Genomic DNA, 15,896 nt, shown 5'->3' on the forward strand with positions numbered 1-15,896 from the left:
AATATTCTAACAAATGTTAGATTATTAGCGAAGGGATCATATGACCTCCCCACTTCATCAGCTGAAAATCATCGAGCTCGGTCATGTTATTGCTGGACCACTCTCGACCTCGCTGCTTTCTGATTTTGGGGCAGACGTCATCAAGATCGAGGCGCCCAACCGAACGGACATGATGCGCGACCTCGGGCCCAAGGCCGGGGACGGGGTCGGCGTCTGGTGGAAGACGCTGGGCCGCAACAAGAAGATTCTGAGCCTCGACTGGAAGTCGGGCGAAGGACGGGACATCCTGCGCAGACTGGTTGAAAGCGCCGACGTACTTGTTGAAAATTTCCGGCCAGGCGTGCTTGAACGTGCGGGTATCGGGCCCGAAACTCTGCATGAGTGGAACCCGGATCTGGTTATTCTGCGCGTTTCGGGTTACGGTCAGGGCGGCCCGATGCGGGACGTGCCCGCTTTCGGGCGCGCGGCAGAGGCGATGAGTGGTCTCGCCCATCTGACTGGTTTTGCGGACGGGCCACCGATGCACCCCGGATTTCCAGCGGCCGACAGCACGACAGGGTTGATGGGTGCTTTGGGGATCATGATCGCGCTGTTTGCCCGGGAAAAAGGGATTGCGCGTGGTCAGGTCGTCGATCTTGCGGTGTTCGAGGCGCTGCTTCGACTGATGGACTATCCCGTGCCCGCATTGACGGGCGCGAACCTCTCGCCGCGGCGCAACGGGCTGCGCCAGCCGATGGATTTTGCGCCGGGGGGCATGTTCCGAACCTCTGATGGGGTGTGGGTGACCGTTTCGGCTGGCAGTGCAGAAACAGCGCAACGCCTGTTGCGGGCGGTCGGCGGAGACGCGCTGGCCGATGATCCGCGGTTCGCTACTCTCGGCGAGATGTCGCAGCATATGGCCGTGGTCTTCGACGCCATAAACGATTTCGTCACGCAACACACGCTTGCGGAAGTCGAGGCGGAGTTTGCCCGCCATGATGCGGTTGCCTCTCGTGTGCTGAGCGTCGAGGAGATCGTGACGAATGAGCAGATACGTCATCGCGGCGACATCGTATCGGTTGAGGGCGAGCAAACGCAGGTGATCGGACCTATTCCGCATCTCAGCGCCACCCCCGGTGAGTTGCGCTGGCTAGGGCGGCCGCCGGGCGCGGACAGCCGAAGCATTCTGCGCAATCTTGGATATGACGACGACCGGATCTCTGCCCTGTGTGAGGCAGGGTTTGTAGGTGTGGATGGGAGCGAGACATAATGACATTTCGGATGACGGGTGATCAAAAGGAAATTCGAGATCAGATCCTGCGTATATGTGCGCAGTTCGATGACGACTTCTGGCTGGACCGGGATCGGAACGGTGGTTTCCCGCATGAATTGCACAGGGCGATGGCAGATGGTGGCTGGCTTGGTATTGCCATGCCGGAAGACGTCGGCGGTTCTGGTCTAGGGATCACCGAAGCGACCATCATGATGCAGGCGATTGCCGAATCGGGGGCTGGCGCCAGCGGGGCCTCGGCCATCCACATGAACATTTTCGGGCTCAACCCGGTGGTCAAGTTCGGAACCGATGAACAGCGCGCGCGCATGCTGCCCCCCCTGATCGCCGGCGATCAAAAAGCTTGTTTCGCTGTAACCGAGCCGACGACCGGGCTGGATACGACCAAGCTGAAAACCATGGCGGTGCGACAGGGAGATAGGTATGTCGTGCACGGGCAGAAGGTCTGGATCTCGACCGCGCAGGTGGCGGACAAAATGTTACTTTTGGCCAGAACAACGCGGCTTGAGGATGTGATCAACCCGACCGAAGGGCTGAGCCTGTTCTATACCGATCTCAACCGCGATTTCGTTGATGTGCGAGAGATCGAAAAGATGGGGCGCAAGGCGGTCGATTCGAACGAGGTTTTCATAGACGGGCTGCCTATACCGGCTGAAGACTTGATCGGAGAAGAGGGCAAGGGTTTCCGGCAAATCCTGCATGGGCTGAACCCGGAACGCATCCTGGTGGCAGGCGAATGTATCGGCATCGCCCGCAATGCTCTGGCACGCGCAGCGCAATATGCCAAAGAACGGGTGGTTTTCGACCGGCCAATCGGTCAGAATCAGGGCGTTCAGCATCCGCTGGCTCAGGCTTGGGCGCGGGTGGAATCGGCCAATCTCATGGTGATGCACGCCGCTGCCCTTTACGATGCGGGAGAGCCTTGCGGCATCGAAGCGAACGCAGCCAAGCTTTTGGCCGCCGACGCCGCGGTCGAGGCAACCGAGGCCGCACAGATCACCTTTGGCGGGTTCGGATACGCCAAGGAATATCACGTGGAGCGGCTGGTCCGGGAAGCACTGTTGTTCCGTATCGTACCGGTGACGCCACAGATGCTTTTGTCGTTCATAGCGGAAAAAGCGCTTGGACTTCCAAAGTCTTACTGACCGCGAGTCACGTTCTGGGACAGTGTACATTCTCTGCTTGTTTTTTTTCTAACGAACGTTAGAATATTGAAAAATGCCCCAACCGGGGAACAAGGGAGGAGGCGTCATGAGTGAGACGCAGTTCGGGTCTTCGCGAGAGGACCTGTCAAAACGTACAACCGTTTACGCACAAGATTTGTTCGCGGGAAAAAACGTCGTTGTAACCGGCGCAGGTGGCGGATTGGGGCTGGCAATTGCGGTTCTGTTCGCCAAGCTGGGCGCCAATCTGGCGATCAATGGACGCAACGAGGAAAAGCTGGCCTCGGCCAAAGAGTACCTCGAGAGCTTTGGCGGCAGGGTTTTCGCCAAGCCCATGACCATCCGTGACCCTGAACAGGTCGAGGATTTTGTCGCCAAGACAAATCAGGAATTCGGTTCCATAGACGTTTTGGTGAACAATGCAGGGGGCCAGTTTCCGCAGGCCGCGCTGGATTTTTCCTCGAAAGGTTGGAACGCCGTTATAGACACCAACCTCAACGGAACCTGGTGGATGATGCAGTCCACCGCGCGCCACTGGGTTGCGAGCAAGAAACCGGGTTCCATCGTGAACATCGTGGCCGATATCTGGCGCGGCATGCCCGGCATCGCGCATACCTGTGCCGCGCGGGCAGGGGTGATATACTTGTCCAAATCGGTCGCGGTAGAGTGGGCGCCGCATGGGATTCGCGTGAACTGCGTGGCACCGGGTTGCTGTGAAAGCAACGGTTTCGGGAATTATCCTGCAGAGGGTGCCGCAACCTTTCAGGACTCCAATCCGATGCGGCACGCCGGGGACGAATGGGATGTCGCTGAAGGCGTTGTCTATATGGCAGCCAATTCCGGTAAATTTGTAACCGGCGAAGTTCTGAACATCGACGGTGGGCAACAATTGTGGGGAGATCCATGGCCAACGGGGCGACCGGACTACTTCCGGATTTCCTGATGAAAGCCATGAACCTTAGTGGGGACAATAGGATCTACATGACGACGAAAAACAAAATTTCAGCTGGCGCCGATGACGGGTCGATACTCGAGTGCAGCGGGATCGAACGCCGGTTTGGCGGCATCGTCGCTGTTACGGGGGTGGATCTCGTTATTCAACGGGGAGAAATCTTTGGGCTTGTCGGTCCGAATGGGAGTGGCAAGACAACACTGACGAACGCTATCACCGGGTTTTACCCGCCAAATGTGGGGGCTGTACGGCTGGCCGGGCGCGACATCACGGGCATGGCTCCTCACAAGGTGGCCAAGCTCGGGGTTGCCAGAACGTTCCAGAACCTTGCCCTGTTCAACGGGATGAGTGTTCTCGACAACATCTTGCTCGGGCGGCACATCCACCTGAAACCGGGCGTCCTGCGCACGGCGCTCTATTGGTGGGCCGCACGACATGAAGAAATCGAGAACCGCAAGATCGTCGAGGAGGTGATCGAGTTTCTGCAGCTTGAAGGCATTCGGCATGAATTGGTCGACGGTCTTCCGATCGGGCTGAAAAAGCGGGTCGAGCTTGCACGGGCACTTGTGGCAGAGCCGCAGATGTTGATCCTTGATGAGCCGATGGCGGGCATGAATCAGGAAGAGAAGGGGTATATGTCCCGCTTCATTCTGGATGCCCGTGCCGAACGTGGCGTCAGCGTTCTCCTGATCGAGCACCATATGGATGTCATAACTGGCATTTGTGATCGGATGCTGGCGTTGAATTATGGCGAAATGATCGCCAGCGGCATTCCGAAGGACGTTGTAAAAGACCCGCGGGTCGTCAAGGCATATATCGGAGGGTCGCATGACTGATTTGACGGAGAAAATGTCTTCGGGCGGCGAAACGATTGGTGCACTTCTGGCGCGGAACGCGTCGCGCCACGGAAAGGATATCGCGCTTCGCGAAAAGAAACGCGGGATCTGGGAAGAAACCACTTGGGCGGAATACGCCGAAGAGGTGCTTGCCTGCGCGGCCGGACTTGAAAAGATCGGCGTAGGGCCGGGCAAGGCTGTACTTATCCTGGGCGACAACCGTGCACGGCTATATGGCGGCATGCTGGCTGTTTCGTTGCTCGGTGCATATGCAATGCCGGCTTATCCCGGCGCGACACTCGAAGAACTTCGGCACTTTCTTGGCGAAGTCGAAATCGTCGCGGCCATCGCCGAAGATCAGGAGCAGGTCGACAAGATCCTGGAACTGAAGGGCGCGGGCGCTGAGGGTATCAGCCACATCATTTATGATGAAGCGCGAGGCCTCGGATTCTATGAGGTTGACGGGCTGATGTCCTGGGATCACCTGATCGAAGTCGGGCAGCACGTTCTTAATGAAACCCCGGGCTTGCGCGAAGATCTCTTTGGTCGGGCAAAGCCCGGCGATCCGGCCATTTTCATGCATTCGTCAGGGACCACTGGAAAGCCGAAAGGTATCGTTCTGAGTCAAAAGAACGTTCTTGCTGCGGCCAGGAACGGGCATGCAGCGGGTGTATTCGAGGAAAACGAAGAAATCCTCGCCTATCTGCCGATGGCCTGGGTGGGCGACTTTGCCATCACCGTCGCGGCGGCGCTGCTCTGTCGGTTCACCGTGAACGTGCCTGAACGTCAGGAAACCGTTGTTCGCGACATGCGCGAAATCGCTCCGACATTCTATCTGGCGGCACCGAGAAGCTGGGATCAAATGCTGACGACTATCCAGGTGGGCATGGAGAACTCGACCCCGGTCAAGAAATGGCTTTACCATTTCTTCATGGACCGGGCGATCGCCGCCGAGACACGCAAGCTGAATGGCAAAAGCGGCGGTCTACTAGAGCCTTTTGGCCGACTTTTGGGTGAAGTGATGGTTTTTGGTCCGATCAAGGATCAATTTGGCATGAGCCGCCTGAGAAGTGCGTTTACCGGTGGTGAGGCGATTGGCGAAGATACCTTCGTGTTCTACCGCGCCCTCGGGATCAAGCTGCGCCAGTTTTACGGCCAGACCGAGAACAGCGCGATCACCGCGATGCAGGCCCCCAACGAAGTGCGCCTGCATACCGTCGGCAAGCCCGCGCCGGGTGTCGAGGCGAAGATTGACGAGAGCGGTGAAATCCTCTTGCGCGCGGAAAGCGTGTTTGAAGGGTACTTCAATAAACCCGAAGCGACCGCCGAAGCCCTGACGGACGGGTGGCTGCATACTGGCGATGCCGGTTACTTGGAGAAAGACGGCCAACTGGTTGTTCTGGGACGTGTCTCCGAGGTCATGCATACGGCCGGAGGCGAGCGCTATGTGCCAAACTACATCGAGAACCGGTTGAAGTTCAGCCCGTATATCAAGGATGCGGCTGTTATCGGCGCTGGTCTGGACGAATTGACGGCCATGGTCTGCATGGATTTCGAGGCAGTGGGACACTGGGCCGAAGTGAACGGAGTTCCTTATGTGTCCTATTCCGATCTGTCTCAACGCGACGAGGTCGCCGCGCTGCTGCGCCCTGCTTTCGAAAGGGTAAACAAGGTCGTCACCGAGCCGCTTCGCCTGAAGCGCTTTGTCTGCCTTCCAAAGGAATTCGACCCGGACGATGGTGAGATAACGCGGACCCGAAAACTGCGACGCAAGGTCGTGCAGGAGCGCTATGCCGACGTAATCGCGGCGCTCTACGATGGTACAAAAGAGGTCCATGTAAGCGCGCAGGTGACTTACGAGACCGGGGAAGTAGGGAAGGTCGAAAGAAGCCTTCCCGTTAGGGAGGTATAAATGGATTGGGTCTTTCTATCCGAACTTGCGATCAACGGAGCCCTGACGGGTCTGTTGTATTCGCTGTTCGCCATCGGCCTCGTGCTGATCTACAAGGCGTCCTCTGTGCCCAATCTGGCGCAGGGCGGGCTGACGATGGTGGGAGCCTATGTGGTTCTTGCCTTGTCGCACGATGCGGGTTTGCCATTGTGGCTGGCCATTCCGCTTGCCGCAGTTATCATGTTCGGCTTGGGTTTTGGCATCGAGCGGGTGGCGCTTCGGCGTCTCGCCGGCCGACCGGTCATCATGATCCTGATGTTGACACTTGGCCTCGACATCTTTCTGCGGGGCACAACGCTTGCGATCTGGGGTGGGACATCGCGTTCGATTGAACTGGGTGTCAGCTATGAACCGTTGTTCCTGGGTGACCTCTTCATCAGCCGCATCCATCTGGTCGGAGCCGGCGTTGCGGTTGCCCTCTTTGTCGCTTTCATGTTGTTCTTTCGAACCCGGACCGGGATCAAATTGCGGGCGATCGCGGATGATTACATGGCATCATGGTCGGTCGGAATCTCGGTCGAACACGGTGTCGGGCTGTCCTGGGCCCTTGCGTCTGTGGTGGCCGTGGCGACAGGTGTCATCTGGGGCGAGATTCAGGGTGTCGATCAGGCACTGTCGCTTCTGCTTCTCAAAGGTCTGACTGTCGCAGTTCTGGGCGGTCTCGACAGCATTCTGGGCGCGATCGTTGCTGGCATCATTCTGGGCGTGATCGAAAATGTCGGCGCGGAATTTCTTGATCCGCTTGTCGGAGGCGGCAGCCGCGAACTCATCGTCGCCGCCGTGCTCATTCTGACGGTCATGATCCGTCCGCATGGACTGTTTGGCCGTCACGACATCGAAAGGGTGTAAGGGATGTTTTATAGACTTTCCGGGGTTCATCATGCGAACTATGTTTCGGATAGCCGTATCTTCAAGGTACCTGCTGACCGTAACCTGACCGCATTTATTTTTCTGTTGGGTCTTGCTGCGCCGTTCATCATACCGTCGCTCTACCTGAACAGTTACATGTTGCCTTGGCTGATCTGGACGGCCGCCGCGCTTGGGCTGAACCTGGTGACAGGTTGGGCTGGCCAGCTTCACCTGGGCTATGCTGCCGTAATGGCGGTCGGAGCGTATTCGGCGATTCACGCGGCGCGCTTCGGGGTGCCATGGGAATTCGCCCTGATAATAGGCGGGTTGACGTCATCTGTGATCGGCAGCCTGTTCGCCTTTGCCGCATTGCGGGTCAAGGGTCTCTATCTCGCACTCACGACTCTTGCGATGCAATTCGTGATGGACTGGGTTCTGACCCACTCGCCGATGATTTCAGGTGGCTCGCACGCATCGCTTCAAGCGCCCACGCTGGCGCTGCTCGGGCAGGAGATTACTTCTGATACCGGGTATTACTATGTTGTCTTCGGATGGTGTGTGCTGGTGACGATTTTCATGCTCAACCTCAAACGCACCGCGCTTGGCCGTGCCTTGGTCGCCGTGCGGGAAAAAGACTTTGCCGCAGCGATCTTGGGTGTGAACAGTTTCTATTACAAGATCCTGGCCTTCGCGACCTCGTCTTTCATTGCGGGTGTCAGTGGTGCCTTGCTTGTCGCCACCTTCTACTTTCTTGCAGCGCCAGAGCAGTTCTCAGTCTCCGTTTCAATCCAGGTTCTTGCTATGGTGATCGTTGGCGGTCTTGGCAGTATTATCGGATCCTATTTCGGTGTTGCCATGATCCTTCTTGTTCCCGGTCTGGTGAACGGTCTCGTCGTCGCGATGAGCAACGGGCTTGGCACGCAGGTCAACGTGGAAACTCTCGCTCACATTCCAAATGCGGTCTATGGCGCGCTGATCGTCATTATCCTTCTGATCGAACCGCTTGGATTGGGAAAACTCTACGGCAACATCAGAGACTACCTGATGGTCTGGCCCTTCGATCAGTTTAAGAAATAAGGGAAATGCCGATGCAAGAAAAAGCTGAAGCCGCGCCCATTCTGTCAATGAACAGTGTCGAGGTGCTTTACGACAATATAATGCTGGCGATCAAAGGTGTTTCGATCCAGGTGCCGACGGGCGAGATGATCGCGCTCCTGGGCTCGAACGGAGCGGGAAAAAGCACAACGCTAAAAGCGATCAGCGGTCTTTTGAAGGCAGAGCGCGGACGCATCAGCCGAGGTGAAATAGCGTTCCAGGGAACAGACATAACCGAAGTGCTTGCGCAAAACCGCGTCGGGATGGGTATCTGTCACGTCATCGAAGGACGGCGCGTTTTCGAACACTTGACCCCCGACGAAAACCTGACCGCCGCTGCGCCGCGCGGAATGTCCCGATCGGCGCTGAATGCAGAAAAAGAAAAGATCTACAACTATTTCCCGCGGCTTGCAGAACGCCGTAATTCGCAGGCGGGGTATCTGTCGGGCGGCGAACAGCAAATGCTTGCCATTGGCCGAGCTCTTGTGACCCAGCCGAGTCTGCTGATGCTCGACGAGCCGAGTCTTGGGCTTGCCCCGTTCCTCGTCGAGGAGATCTTCGGCATCCTGCAAAAGATCAATCGGGAAGAGGGCATGTCGGTCCTGCTGGTGGAGCAGAACGCACTGGCCGCTCTGGAGATTGTTTCGCAAGGGTACCTTATCGAGAACGGCCGCGTTGTCATGCACGGGACTGCCGAGGCGCTCAAATCCAACTCCGACATTCAGGAATTCTATCTGGGCGGCGGTGAAGGTACCAACTTTCACAATGTCAAGCATTACAGCCGCCGCAAGCGCTGGCTGAGTTAAGTCTCTAGACGCAGATTGTTCAGGGAGGACGAGATGAAGAAAACTACCAAGGCACTGGCCGTATTTTCCATGTTGGGGAGTTGGATGGCCGGAACCCAGGCTCTGGCGGAGCCATTCAAGGTCGGGGTTTGCTATGATCTCAGCAAGGCCTATACCTTCGCCACGCCGCAGGTGTCGCAGGCGGCGTTGGATTTGGCGAAGCTGATCAACATGCAGGGCGGGATCGGTGGCGAGCCGGTCGAAGTTATCGTTCGCGACCACGGAAACGAGCCGCAGCGCGGCATTGAGTGTTATTCAAAGCTGAGCCGCGAAGGCGTCTTCGTCTTTGACACGCTTTCCACGCCTGTGTCTCTGGCAGTCCTGCCAAGGGCCATGGAAGATGAGAACATTCTGATGCAGTCACTTGTCGGTCGCGGCGATGCCGTAGACGGCACGGTCTTTGACTGGGTCTATCCGATCGGGCCGACTTATTGGGGACAGGCAGCCAACGACGTCGCCTATATCAAGCAATTGCATGACGGCGACATGTCGGATGTGAAGGTGGGCTTTGTCTATTTCGATTACCCGTTCGGGCAGGAGCCGATCGAGATTCTGAAAACCTTGGCCGAGAAAGAGGGTTTCGAGCTCCAACTCTACCCTGTGCCGCTGCCGGGCAGCGATCAGGCTAGTGTGTGGTCCAAGGTACGCCGTGAAAACCCCGACCATGTGATCGTCTGGATGCTCGGAGGCGCGCATGTCGTCGCCTCGAAAGAGATGAAGCGAAATGGCATCCCGATGGAGAAGTACATTTCGGTCAACTGGCTGAACGAAGTGGATATTGCCAATATCGGCAACGAAGCAGCTATCGGTATCAAGCGCGGCACCAATGTCGTGGGTGGACAAGATGTTGCCTTGCGCCAAGAAATCATGACCGAGCTCTACGACAAGGGGCAAGGTTCCGGCCCGCTAGAGAAGACCCAGGACGTTTTCTATAACACCGGACTGGCCATGTACTCCATCGTGTTTGAGGCCGCGCGCAAAGCGGTTGAAAACGAAGGTCTTCCGATCACCGCAAAGTCCTACAAGGCGGGACTGGAGTCGCTTGAAGGCTACGACGCGAACGGATTGATGGCACCTGTTACCGTGACTGCCAAGGATCATGGCGGCGGTGGCAAGACACGCATCGAGATGTGGGACGGTAAGGCCTGGGTGCCGCAAACAGACTGGATATCAGAATATACTGATGTCGTATGGGAAGTGGTGAAGAAAAGCTCTTCGACATACCAACAGTAAGAAACGACCAAGAGTTGGGGAAAAAAACCGTTTACGGCTGCGGCTCACCCGAAAGACTGATCAAGCTGTTCGACTATCAACCATGGGAGGAATACACCGTGAAACTTACGAAACAACTCAAGACTGTGGCGCTCTCCGCAGCTTTGGCGGCAGGCGGGACAGTCGCGTCCGCGCAAGACAAAGATCCGATCCGGTTCGGACTCTGTTTCGACCTCAGCAAATCTTACACTTTCATCTCTCCTCAAGTGGCCCAGGCCGCGCAGGACCTTGCGATGTATACCAACGACAACGGTGGCATCGAGGGGCATCCGGTCGAGATCATCGTTCGTGATCATGGCAACGAACCGCAACGTGGCGTGGAATGCTATGAGCAGCTCAAGCGTGACGGTGTTTTCCTTTTCAACTTCCTGTCCACGCCCGTCACGAACGCGGTCCTGCCGCGGGCCATGAAGGACGGAAACGTTCTGATGCAGTCCTTCGTTGGCCGCGGCGACGCGGTTGACGGTGAAGTGTTCGACTGGGTGTTCCCGGTTGGTCCGACTTATTGGCAGCAGGCCGCCAACGATGTCGCCTTCATCAAAGGCCAGATGGGTGGCGATCTGTCCAAGGCAAAGATCGGCTTTGCCTATCTTGATTATCCGTTTGGCCAGGAACCGATCGAGATTCTGAAAACCCTGGCCGAGAAGGAAGGTTTCGAGCTCCAACTCTACCCTGTGCCGCTGCCGGGCAGCGATCAGGCTAGTGTGTGGAGTAAGGTTCGCCGCGACAAGCCGGACTATGTGATCAGCTGGCTGCTGGCCGGTGGGCATGTTGTCGCGGCCAAGGAAATGCGCCGCAACGGGTTCCCGATTGACCGTTACCTGTCGGTGAACTGGATGAACGAGGTCGATATCAAGAACATCGGCGCGGAAGTCGCGAAGGGCATCCTTCGCGGGACAAACGTCGCCGGCGGCCAGGAAGTGCCGATCGTCAAGACGATGCTGGAAACCTACTATGCCAATGGCAAAGGTAGCGGTCCCGAGAGCTTGGTTCGCGACGTGTATTACAACACTGGGATGGCAATTTACTCGGTCGGTTTCGAGGCAGCGCGTATCGCGATTGCCGAGAAAGGTTGGCCCATTACGCCGGAAAGCATGAAGGCGGCTTATGAATCGATTGAGAACTTCGATGGCAATGGCGTCATGGCACCCGTCACTGTCACTGCGAACGACCACGGCGGCGGCGGCAAGACGCGCGTCGAACAATGGGACGGGTCAAACTGGGTTCCGTTGACCGACTGGAGCGCCGACTATCTTGACGTTGTCTGGGAGGTCATCAAGCACAGCTCCGCGACGTTCACCGTCGAATAAGTCGGTCTAACAAGCATGAACTTCCCCGCGGCAAACCTGTCGTGGGGAAGCTTCGCCCCAGAACTATCCAATGAGAACGAAGCAGGTATCATGAGCCCCATTGATGTGAAAATCGAAGACGGCATTGCGACCGTCTCAATCAACCGGCCCGAGCGAAAGAATGCGCTTTCCGTGGCCGCGACAAACGGGCTGACCGATGCCTGGGAACAGATCGAGACGGATGAAAGCGTTCGTGTGACAATTCTGACTTCGGCCGATTGCGGTGTCTTCTGTGCCGGGCTGGATTTGAAGGAAGCCACGCAGATTGCGCGCGATGAAGGGGTCGATATCCTGACCAAGATGCGCGATCCGTTTCACGAAACCATGCGCGCCTGCAAGAAGCCGATCATCGCGGCGATGACGGGGTCGCTGATGGCGGGCGGCATGATGCTGACGCTGAATTGCGATTTGCGGGTCGGACTCAAGGGAACCAAGGTTGGCATTACCGAGGTGAAGATCGGTCGCGGATCGCCTTGGGCTTCGCCGGCACTGACCATGCTGCCGCAGCCCATCCTTATGGAAATCCTGCTGACCGGAGACCTGATGCCGATCGAGCGGCTCCACGAATACGGGTTCACCAACTATATCGAGGACACCCCCGATGCCGTTCGCGCACGGGCATTCGACCTTGCCAAACGCATAGCCAGCGGGGCCCCGCTTTCGGTGATCGCCGCCAAGGGCGGCGTTCGCGCGACCATGGACCTGGGCTGTGCGGGTGGCCTCGAAGAAGGCAAGCGCCTGCACCAGGTTGTATATGCCAGCAACGACGCGATTGAGGGCCCCAGGGCATTCGCCGAAAAACGAGCGCCGGTCTGGACGGGTACATGATGGAGATTGGAATGACTGACCTTATTCATCTTGACCGGGAAGGGCCTGTCGGCATCCTGCGTTTTCTCCAGCCAACAAAGCGCAACCCCTACAGCTTGGCATTCGTCGAGCAACTGGTGACGCTCTTGCGCGAGGCCGACCAGGATGATGCAATCCGCGTCGTCGTCATGACCGGCGGCGATCATTTCAGCAGCGGCGGCGATCTCGTCGGGTTTCAGGCTGAGATCGCCAAAGGAGCCAGGGCGACATCCGAAATGATCGACCGCGTCCATGATGGCGGGCGCGCGGCCTATCTTTTTCGCAAGCCTCTGATTTCTGCTGTATGCGGAGTAGCATTTGGTGCCGGCCTCAGCCTGGCGCTGTCGGCGGATATCGTCGTAGCGGCCGAAGATGCCCGGCTGTGCGAGGTTTTTGCCCGCATCGGCGGCTGCCCCGACACCGGGTCGAGCTGGCTTCTTCAGCAACGTGCCGGCGCCGGCGTGGCGCGGATGCTTGTTCTCACAGGTCGTGAAATAGACGGGCGCACCGCCAAGGAACTGCGCGTCGTCGAGGAATGTGTGCCAGCCAGACAGGTCGAGGCACGCGCGCTTGAGATCGCGCGCGAGATTGCACAGCATCCGATGTTCGGCCTTCAAACCGCCAAGCGTGTGATGCGCGCCACGGCGGAATGCAGTTATATTGAGGCTCTGGATATCGAGCGTGATTGCCAAAGTGTTCTGCTTTGCGCGCATGACTTTCCCGAGGCCATGAAGGCGTTTTCGGAGAAACGCAAACCCCAATTCACGGACCGATAAGCCGGTCGAAATCATATCGAAGAACCCAAGGAGACCGTAGATGAAGGTGCTTGTGCCTGTCAAACGCGTGATCGACTACAACGTGAAGGTCCGCGTCAAGGCGGATGGAAGCGGTGTCGATCTCGCCAATGTCAAAATGTCGATGAACCCTTTCGACGAAATCGCGGTCGAAGAGGCGATCCGCCTCAAAGAGGCCGGCAAGGTCGAAGAAGTCGTCGTCGTGTCGATCGGCGTCAAGCAGGCGCAGGAAACCCTGCGCACCGCCTTGGCCATGGGCGCCGACCGTGCCATTCTGGTTAACGCCGCTGATGACGTCCACACCGACATCGAACCGCTGGCCGTCGCCAAGATTCTCAAGGCCGTCATCGCCGAGGAGAACCCCGGTCTGGTGATCGCGGGCAAACAGGCCATCGACAACGACATGAACGCCACCGGCCAGATGCTTTCCGCGCTGCTGGGTTGGTCTCAGGCGGCTTTTGCCTCCAAGCTGGAGATCGAAGGCGATCATGCGCTCGTCACCCGCGAGGTGGACGGCGGTCTGCAGACGATCAAGGTGAAACTTCCCACCATCGTCACCGCCGACCTGCGCCTGAACGAGCCGCGCTATGCGTCCTTGCCCAACATCATGAAGGCAAAGAAAAAGCCGCTCGAGGAAAAGACTGCCGCCGATTACGGCGTCGATGTCACCCCGCGTCTGACTGTGGTCAAGACCACTGAACCCGCAGCGCGCGCAACAGGCATCAAGGTGGCCTCGGTGGACGAGCTTGTAGCAAAACTCAAAGAAGCGGGGGCTGTGTAATGGCTGTTCTTCTGATTGCTGAAGTGACCGATGGCGCGCTGGCGCTGGACGCCACCGCCAAGGCAGTGACCGCGGCCAAACAACTGGGCGATGTGATCGTGCTCTGCACCGGCGCTTCGGCCAAAGCGGCGGCGGATGAGGCCGCCAAGATCGGGGGCGTGTCGAAGGTGCTGGTCGCCGAGGATGCGCTTTACGGCCACCGCCTTGCCGAACCCGTGGCCGCCCTGATCGTCAGCCTCGCCTCGGGCTATTCACATATCGTGGCACCGTCCACGACCGATGCGAAAAACATCATGCCGCGCGTAGCGGCCTTGCTGGATGTGATGATTCTATCCGACGTGGTTGGCGTGATCGATGCCGACACGTTCGAACGTCCGATCTATGCGGGCAACGCGATCCAAACGGTGAAATCCACCGACAGCGTCAAGGTCATGACCATCCGGACCTCGACCTTTGACCTTGCGCCCACGGGTGGTTCGGCCCCGGTCGAAGTTATCGCCACCGGCGACGACCCCGGCCTGTCCGAATGGGTCGAAGATAAGGTGGCCGCCTCTGACCGCCCCGAACTGACCAGCGCAGGCGTGGTCGTGTCGGGCGGGCGCGGCGTTGGTTCGGAAACCGACTTCGCCCTGATCGAGAAACTGGCCGACAAGCTGGGCGCCGCCGTCGGCGCATCCCGCGCGGCTGTGGACTCGGGCTTTGCGCCGAACGATTGGCAGGTGGGCCAGACTGGCAAGGTCGTCGCCCCGGATCTGTACATCGCCATTGGCATCTCGGGTGCCATCCAACACCTAGCTGGCATGAAGGACAGCAAGATCATCGTCGCGATCAACAAGGACGAAGAAGCACCGATCTTCCAAGTTGCTGACTTCGGCCTGGTCGCCGACCTGTTCGTGGCCGTCCCGGCCCTGATTGACGCGCTGTAAATCGCGGCACATCGAATGCGAGAAAGCCCGTCATCCGGCGGGCTTTCTTTGTATGTACATCTTGTTCCTAAGTAGGCCTGCGGTGAGGTGTAAGCGCTGTCTGCGCCCCACATTGCCGACGATAGGCATCGTTGCGAGTTCATACGCATCCGAAGAAAAGGAGTGCGTTTCGCAATGTTCGCAAAGAATTCGTTTCTCACAGCGCTTGGTGTTGAATTCTTCGACTCCGGTCAGAGGCGCTGGCCGGAACACGTGAAGGCGCAGGCGGTAGCCGAGACGCTGGAGCCTGGGGCGATCGGTTTCGGGTGTCGCTGCGCGCTATGAGATCATGCCGAGCCAGTTGACGGCGTGGCGACGGCTCGCAAAGGAAGGCAAGCTCGTGTTGCCTGCGGTCGAGATCGACGAGCCGGTTTTCGCGCCTCTTGTCCTCCGCGATGAGATCGCGGCTGCCTCTGAGCCCGAACTGCCCTGCGCCGAGGCACCGATCAGGATTGTATGGGGTTCGGTCGTCATCGAGCTCGCGCAGGATGCGCCTGTGTCCCGGATCGCCGAGATCGTCCACGCGCTCGAGGCCCATCCATGTTGATGCCCTCGCAGGGCGTTCGGATCCTGGTGGCGACGAAGCCGGTGGACTTCCGGAAAGGCCATGACGGTCTCGCAGCCCTGGTCCAGTCGACATTGGCCGAGGATCCATTCACCGGAACGGTCTTCGTGTTCCGCTCGAAGCGCGCCGACAGGTTGAAGATTTTGTTCTGGGACGGCAGCGGTTTGGTCATGGCTTACAAGCGGTTGGAGGAAAGCAGCTTCACCTGGCCGGCGGTCCGCGACGGGGCGATGACGTTGAATAGGGCACAGTTCGAGGCCCTGTTCGCCGGCCTGGACTGGCGCCGGGTGCGGTCATTGGAGGTCCGCCGGCCGGCTGTGGCAGAGTGACTCACCGCGCTGAATAGCCGGACATCGGCACCCC

At 58.3% G+C, this 15,896-nt stretch carries 16 protein-coding genes; all 16 read left to right on the forward strand.

Features of this window, described 5'->3' with window-relative positions; genetic code table 11:
* Window positions 1–40: 40 nt before the first annotated feature.
* Window positions 41–1,249 carry a CaiB/BaiF CoA transferase family protein gene (locus TRIHO_RS09960; protein ID WP_068242652.1) on the forward strand — a complete coding sequence of 403 codons (1,209 nt, stop codon included), beginning with the start codon at window positions 41–43 and terminating at the stop codon, window positions 1,247–1,249.
* The gene (locus TRIHO_RS09965) at window positions 1,249–2,415 is read left to right on the forward strand and encodes an acyl-CoA dehydrogenase family protein (protein ID WP_068242655.1); all 1,167 of its coding nucleotides are present in this window, start codon (window positions 1,249–1,251) and stop codon (window positions 2,413–2,415) included. The genes TRIHO_RS09960 and TRIHO_RS09965 overlap by 1 nt, the downstream gene beginning before the upstream one ends.
* A 106-nt stretch (window positions 2,416–2,521) precedes the next feature.
* The gene (locus TRIHO_RS09970; protein ID WP_068242658.1) at window positions 2,522–3,376 is read left to right on the forward strand and encodes an SDR family oxidoreductase; all 855 of its coding nucleotides are present in this window, start codon (window positions 2,522–2,524) and stop codon (window positions 3,374–3,376) included.
* A 38-nt stretch (window positions 3,377–3,414) separates the two neighbouring features.
* Window positions 3,415–4,221 carry an ABC transporter ATP-binding protein gene (locus tag TRIHO_RS09975; RefSeq protein ID WP_068242663.1) on the forward strand — a complete coding sequence of 269 codons (807 nt, stop codon included), beginning with the start codon at window positions 3,415–3,417 and terminating at the stop codon, window positions 4,219–4,221.
* A gap of 13 nt (window positions 4,222–4,234) precedes the next feature.
* Window positions 4,235–6,133, forward strand: a complete 1,899-nt coding sequence (locus TRIHO_RS09980) for an AMP-dependent synthetase/ligase (RefSeq protein WP_232367759.1) — start codon at window positions 4,235–4,237, stop codon at window positions 6,131–6,133.
* Window positions 6,134–7,021 (forward strand): branched-chain amino acid ABC transporter permease, encoded by an 888-nt coding sequence (locus TRIHO_RS09985; RefSeq protein ID WP_068242668.1) that lies wholly within the window; start codon window positions 6,134–6,136, stop codon window positions 7,019–7,021. It abuts the gene before it with no gap.
* Between the two features lie 3 nt (window positions 7,022–7,024).
* Window positions 7,025–8,098, forward strand: a complete 1,074-nt coding sequence (locus tag TRIHO_RS09990; protein ID WP_068242671.1) for a branched-chain amino acid ABC transporter permease — start codon at window positions 7,025–7,027, stop codon at window positions 8,096–8,098.
* 11 nt (window positions 8,099–8,109) lie between these two features.
* Entirely contained in the window at window positions 8,110–8,922 is an 813-nt protein-coding gene (locus TRIHO_RS09995; RefSeq protein ID WP_068242674.1) for an ABC transporter ATP-binding protein, read from the forward strand.
* 33 nt (window positions 8,923–8,955) lie between these two features.
* On the forward strand, window positions 8,956–10,194 hold the full coding sequence (locus tag TRIHO_RS10000; protein WP_332307216.1) for an ABC transporter substrate-binding protein: 1,239 nt from the start codon (window positions 8,956–8,958) through the stop codon (window positions 10,192–10,194).
* Window positions 10,152–11,543: an ABC transporter substrate-binding protein gene (locus tag TRIHO_RS10005; protein ID WP_232367760.1), complete on the forward strand. Its 1,392-nt coding sequence runs from the start codon at window positions 10,152–10,154 to the stop codon at window positions 11,541–11,543. The genes TRIHO_RS10000 and TRIHO_RS10005 overlap by 43 nt, the downstream gene beginning before the upstream one ends.
* Before the next feature lie 90 nt (window positions 11,544–11,633).
* A complete protein-coding gene (locus tag TRIHO_RS10010; protein ID WP_068242677.1) occupies window positions 11,634–12,410 on the forward strand; it encodes an enoyl-CoA hydratase/isomerase family protein in 777 nt (258 codons plus the stop codon).
* A gap of 11 nt (window positions 12,411–12,421) precedes the next feature.
* Window positions 12,422–13,204, forward strand: a complete 783-nt coding sequence (locus tag TRIHO_RS10015; RefSeq protein WP_068242680.1) for an enoyl-CoA hydratase/isomerase family protein — start codon at window positions 12,422–12,424, stop codon at window positions 13,202–13,204.
* Window positions 13,205–13,244: 40 nt separating this feature from the next.
* Window positions 13,245–14,003, forward strand: coding sequence for an electron transfer flavoprotein subunit beta/FixA family protein (locus tag TRIHO_RS10020; protein WP_068242682.1), 759 nt, complete (start codon window positions 13,245–13,247; stop codon window positions 14,001–14,003).
* Entirely contained in the window at window positions 14,003–14,929 is a 927-nt protein-coding gene (locus TRIHO_RS10025) for an electron transfer flavoprotein subunit alpha/FixB family protein (RefSeq protein WP_068242685.1), read from the forward strand. The genes TRIHO_RS10020 and TRIHO_RS10025 overlap by 1 nt, the downstream gene beginning before the upstream one ends.
* Window positions 14,930–15,257: 328 nt before the next feature.
* Window positions 15,258–15,515, forward strand: coding sequence for a transposase (locus TRIHO_RS10030; protein WP_082705099.1), 258 nt, complete (start codon window positions 15,258–15,260; stop codon window positions 15,513–15,515).
* On the forward strand, window positions 15,509–15,862 hold the full coding sequence (gene tnpB, locus TRIHO_RS10035; RefSeq protein WP_068242687.1) for an IS66 family insertion sequence element accessory protein TnpB: 354 nt from the start codon (window positions 15,509–15,511) through the stop codon (window positions 15,860–15,862). The genes TRIHO_RS10030 and tnpB overlap by 7 nt, the downstream gene beginning before the upstream one ends.
* The last annotated feature ends 34 nt before the right edge of the window (window positions 15,863–15,896 follow it).

It is taken from the genome of Tritonibacter horizontis, assembly GCF_001518015.1.
Taxonomy (GTDB): domain Bacteria; phylum Pseudomonadota; class Alphaproteobacteria; order Rhodobacterales; family Rhodobacteraceae; genus Epibacterium; species Epibacterium horizontis.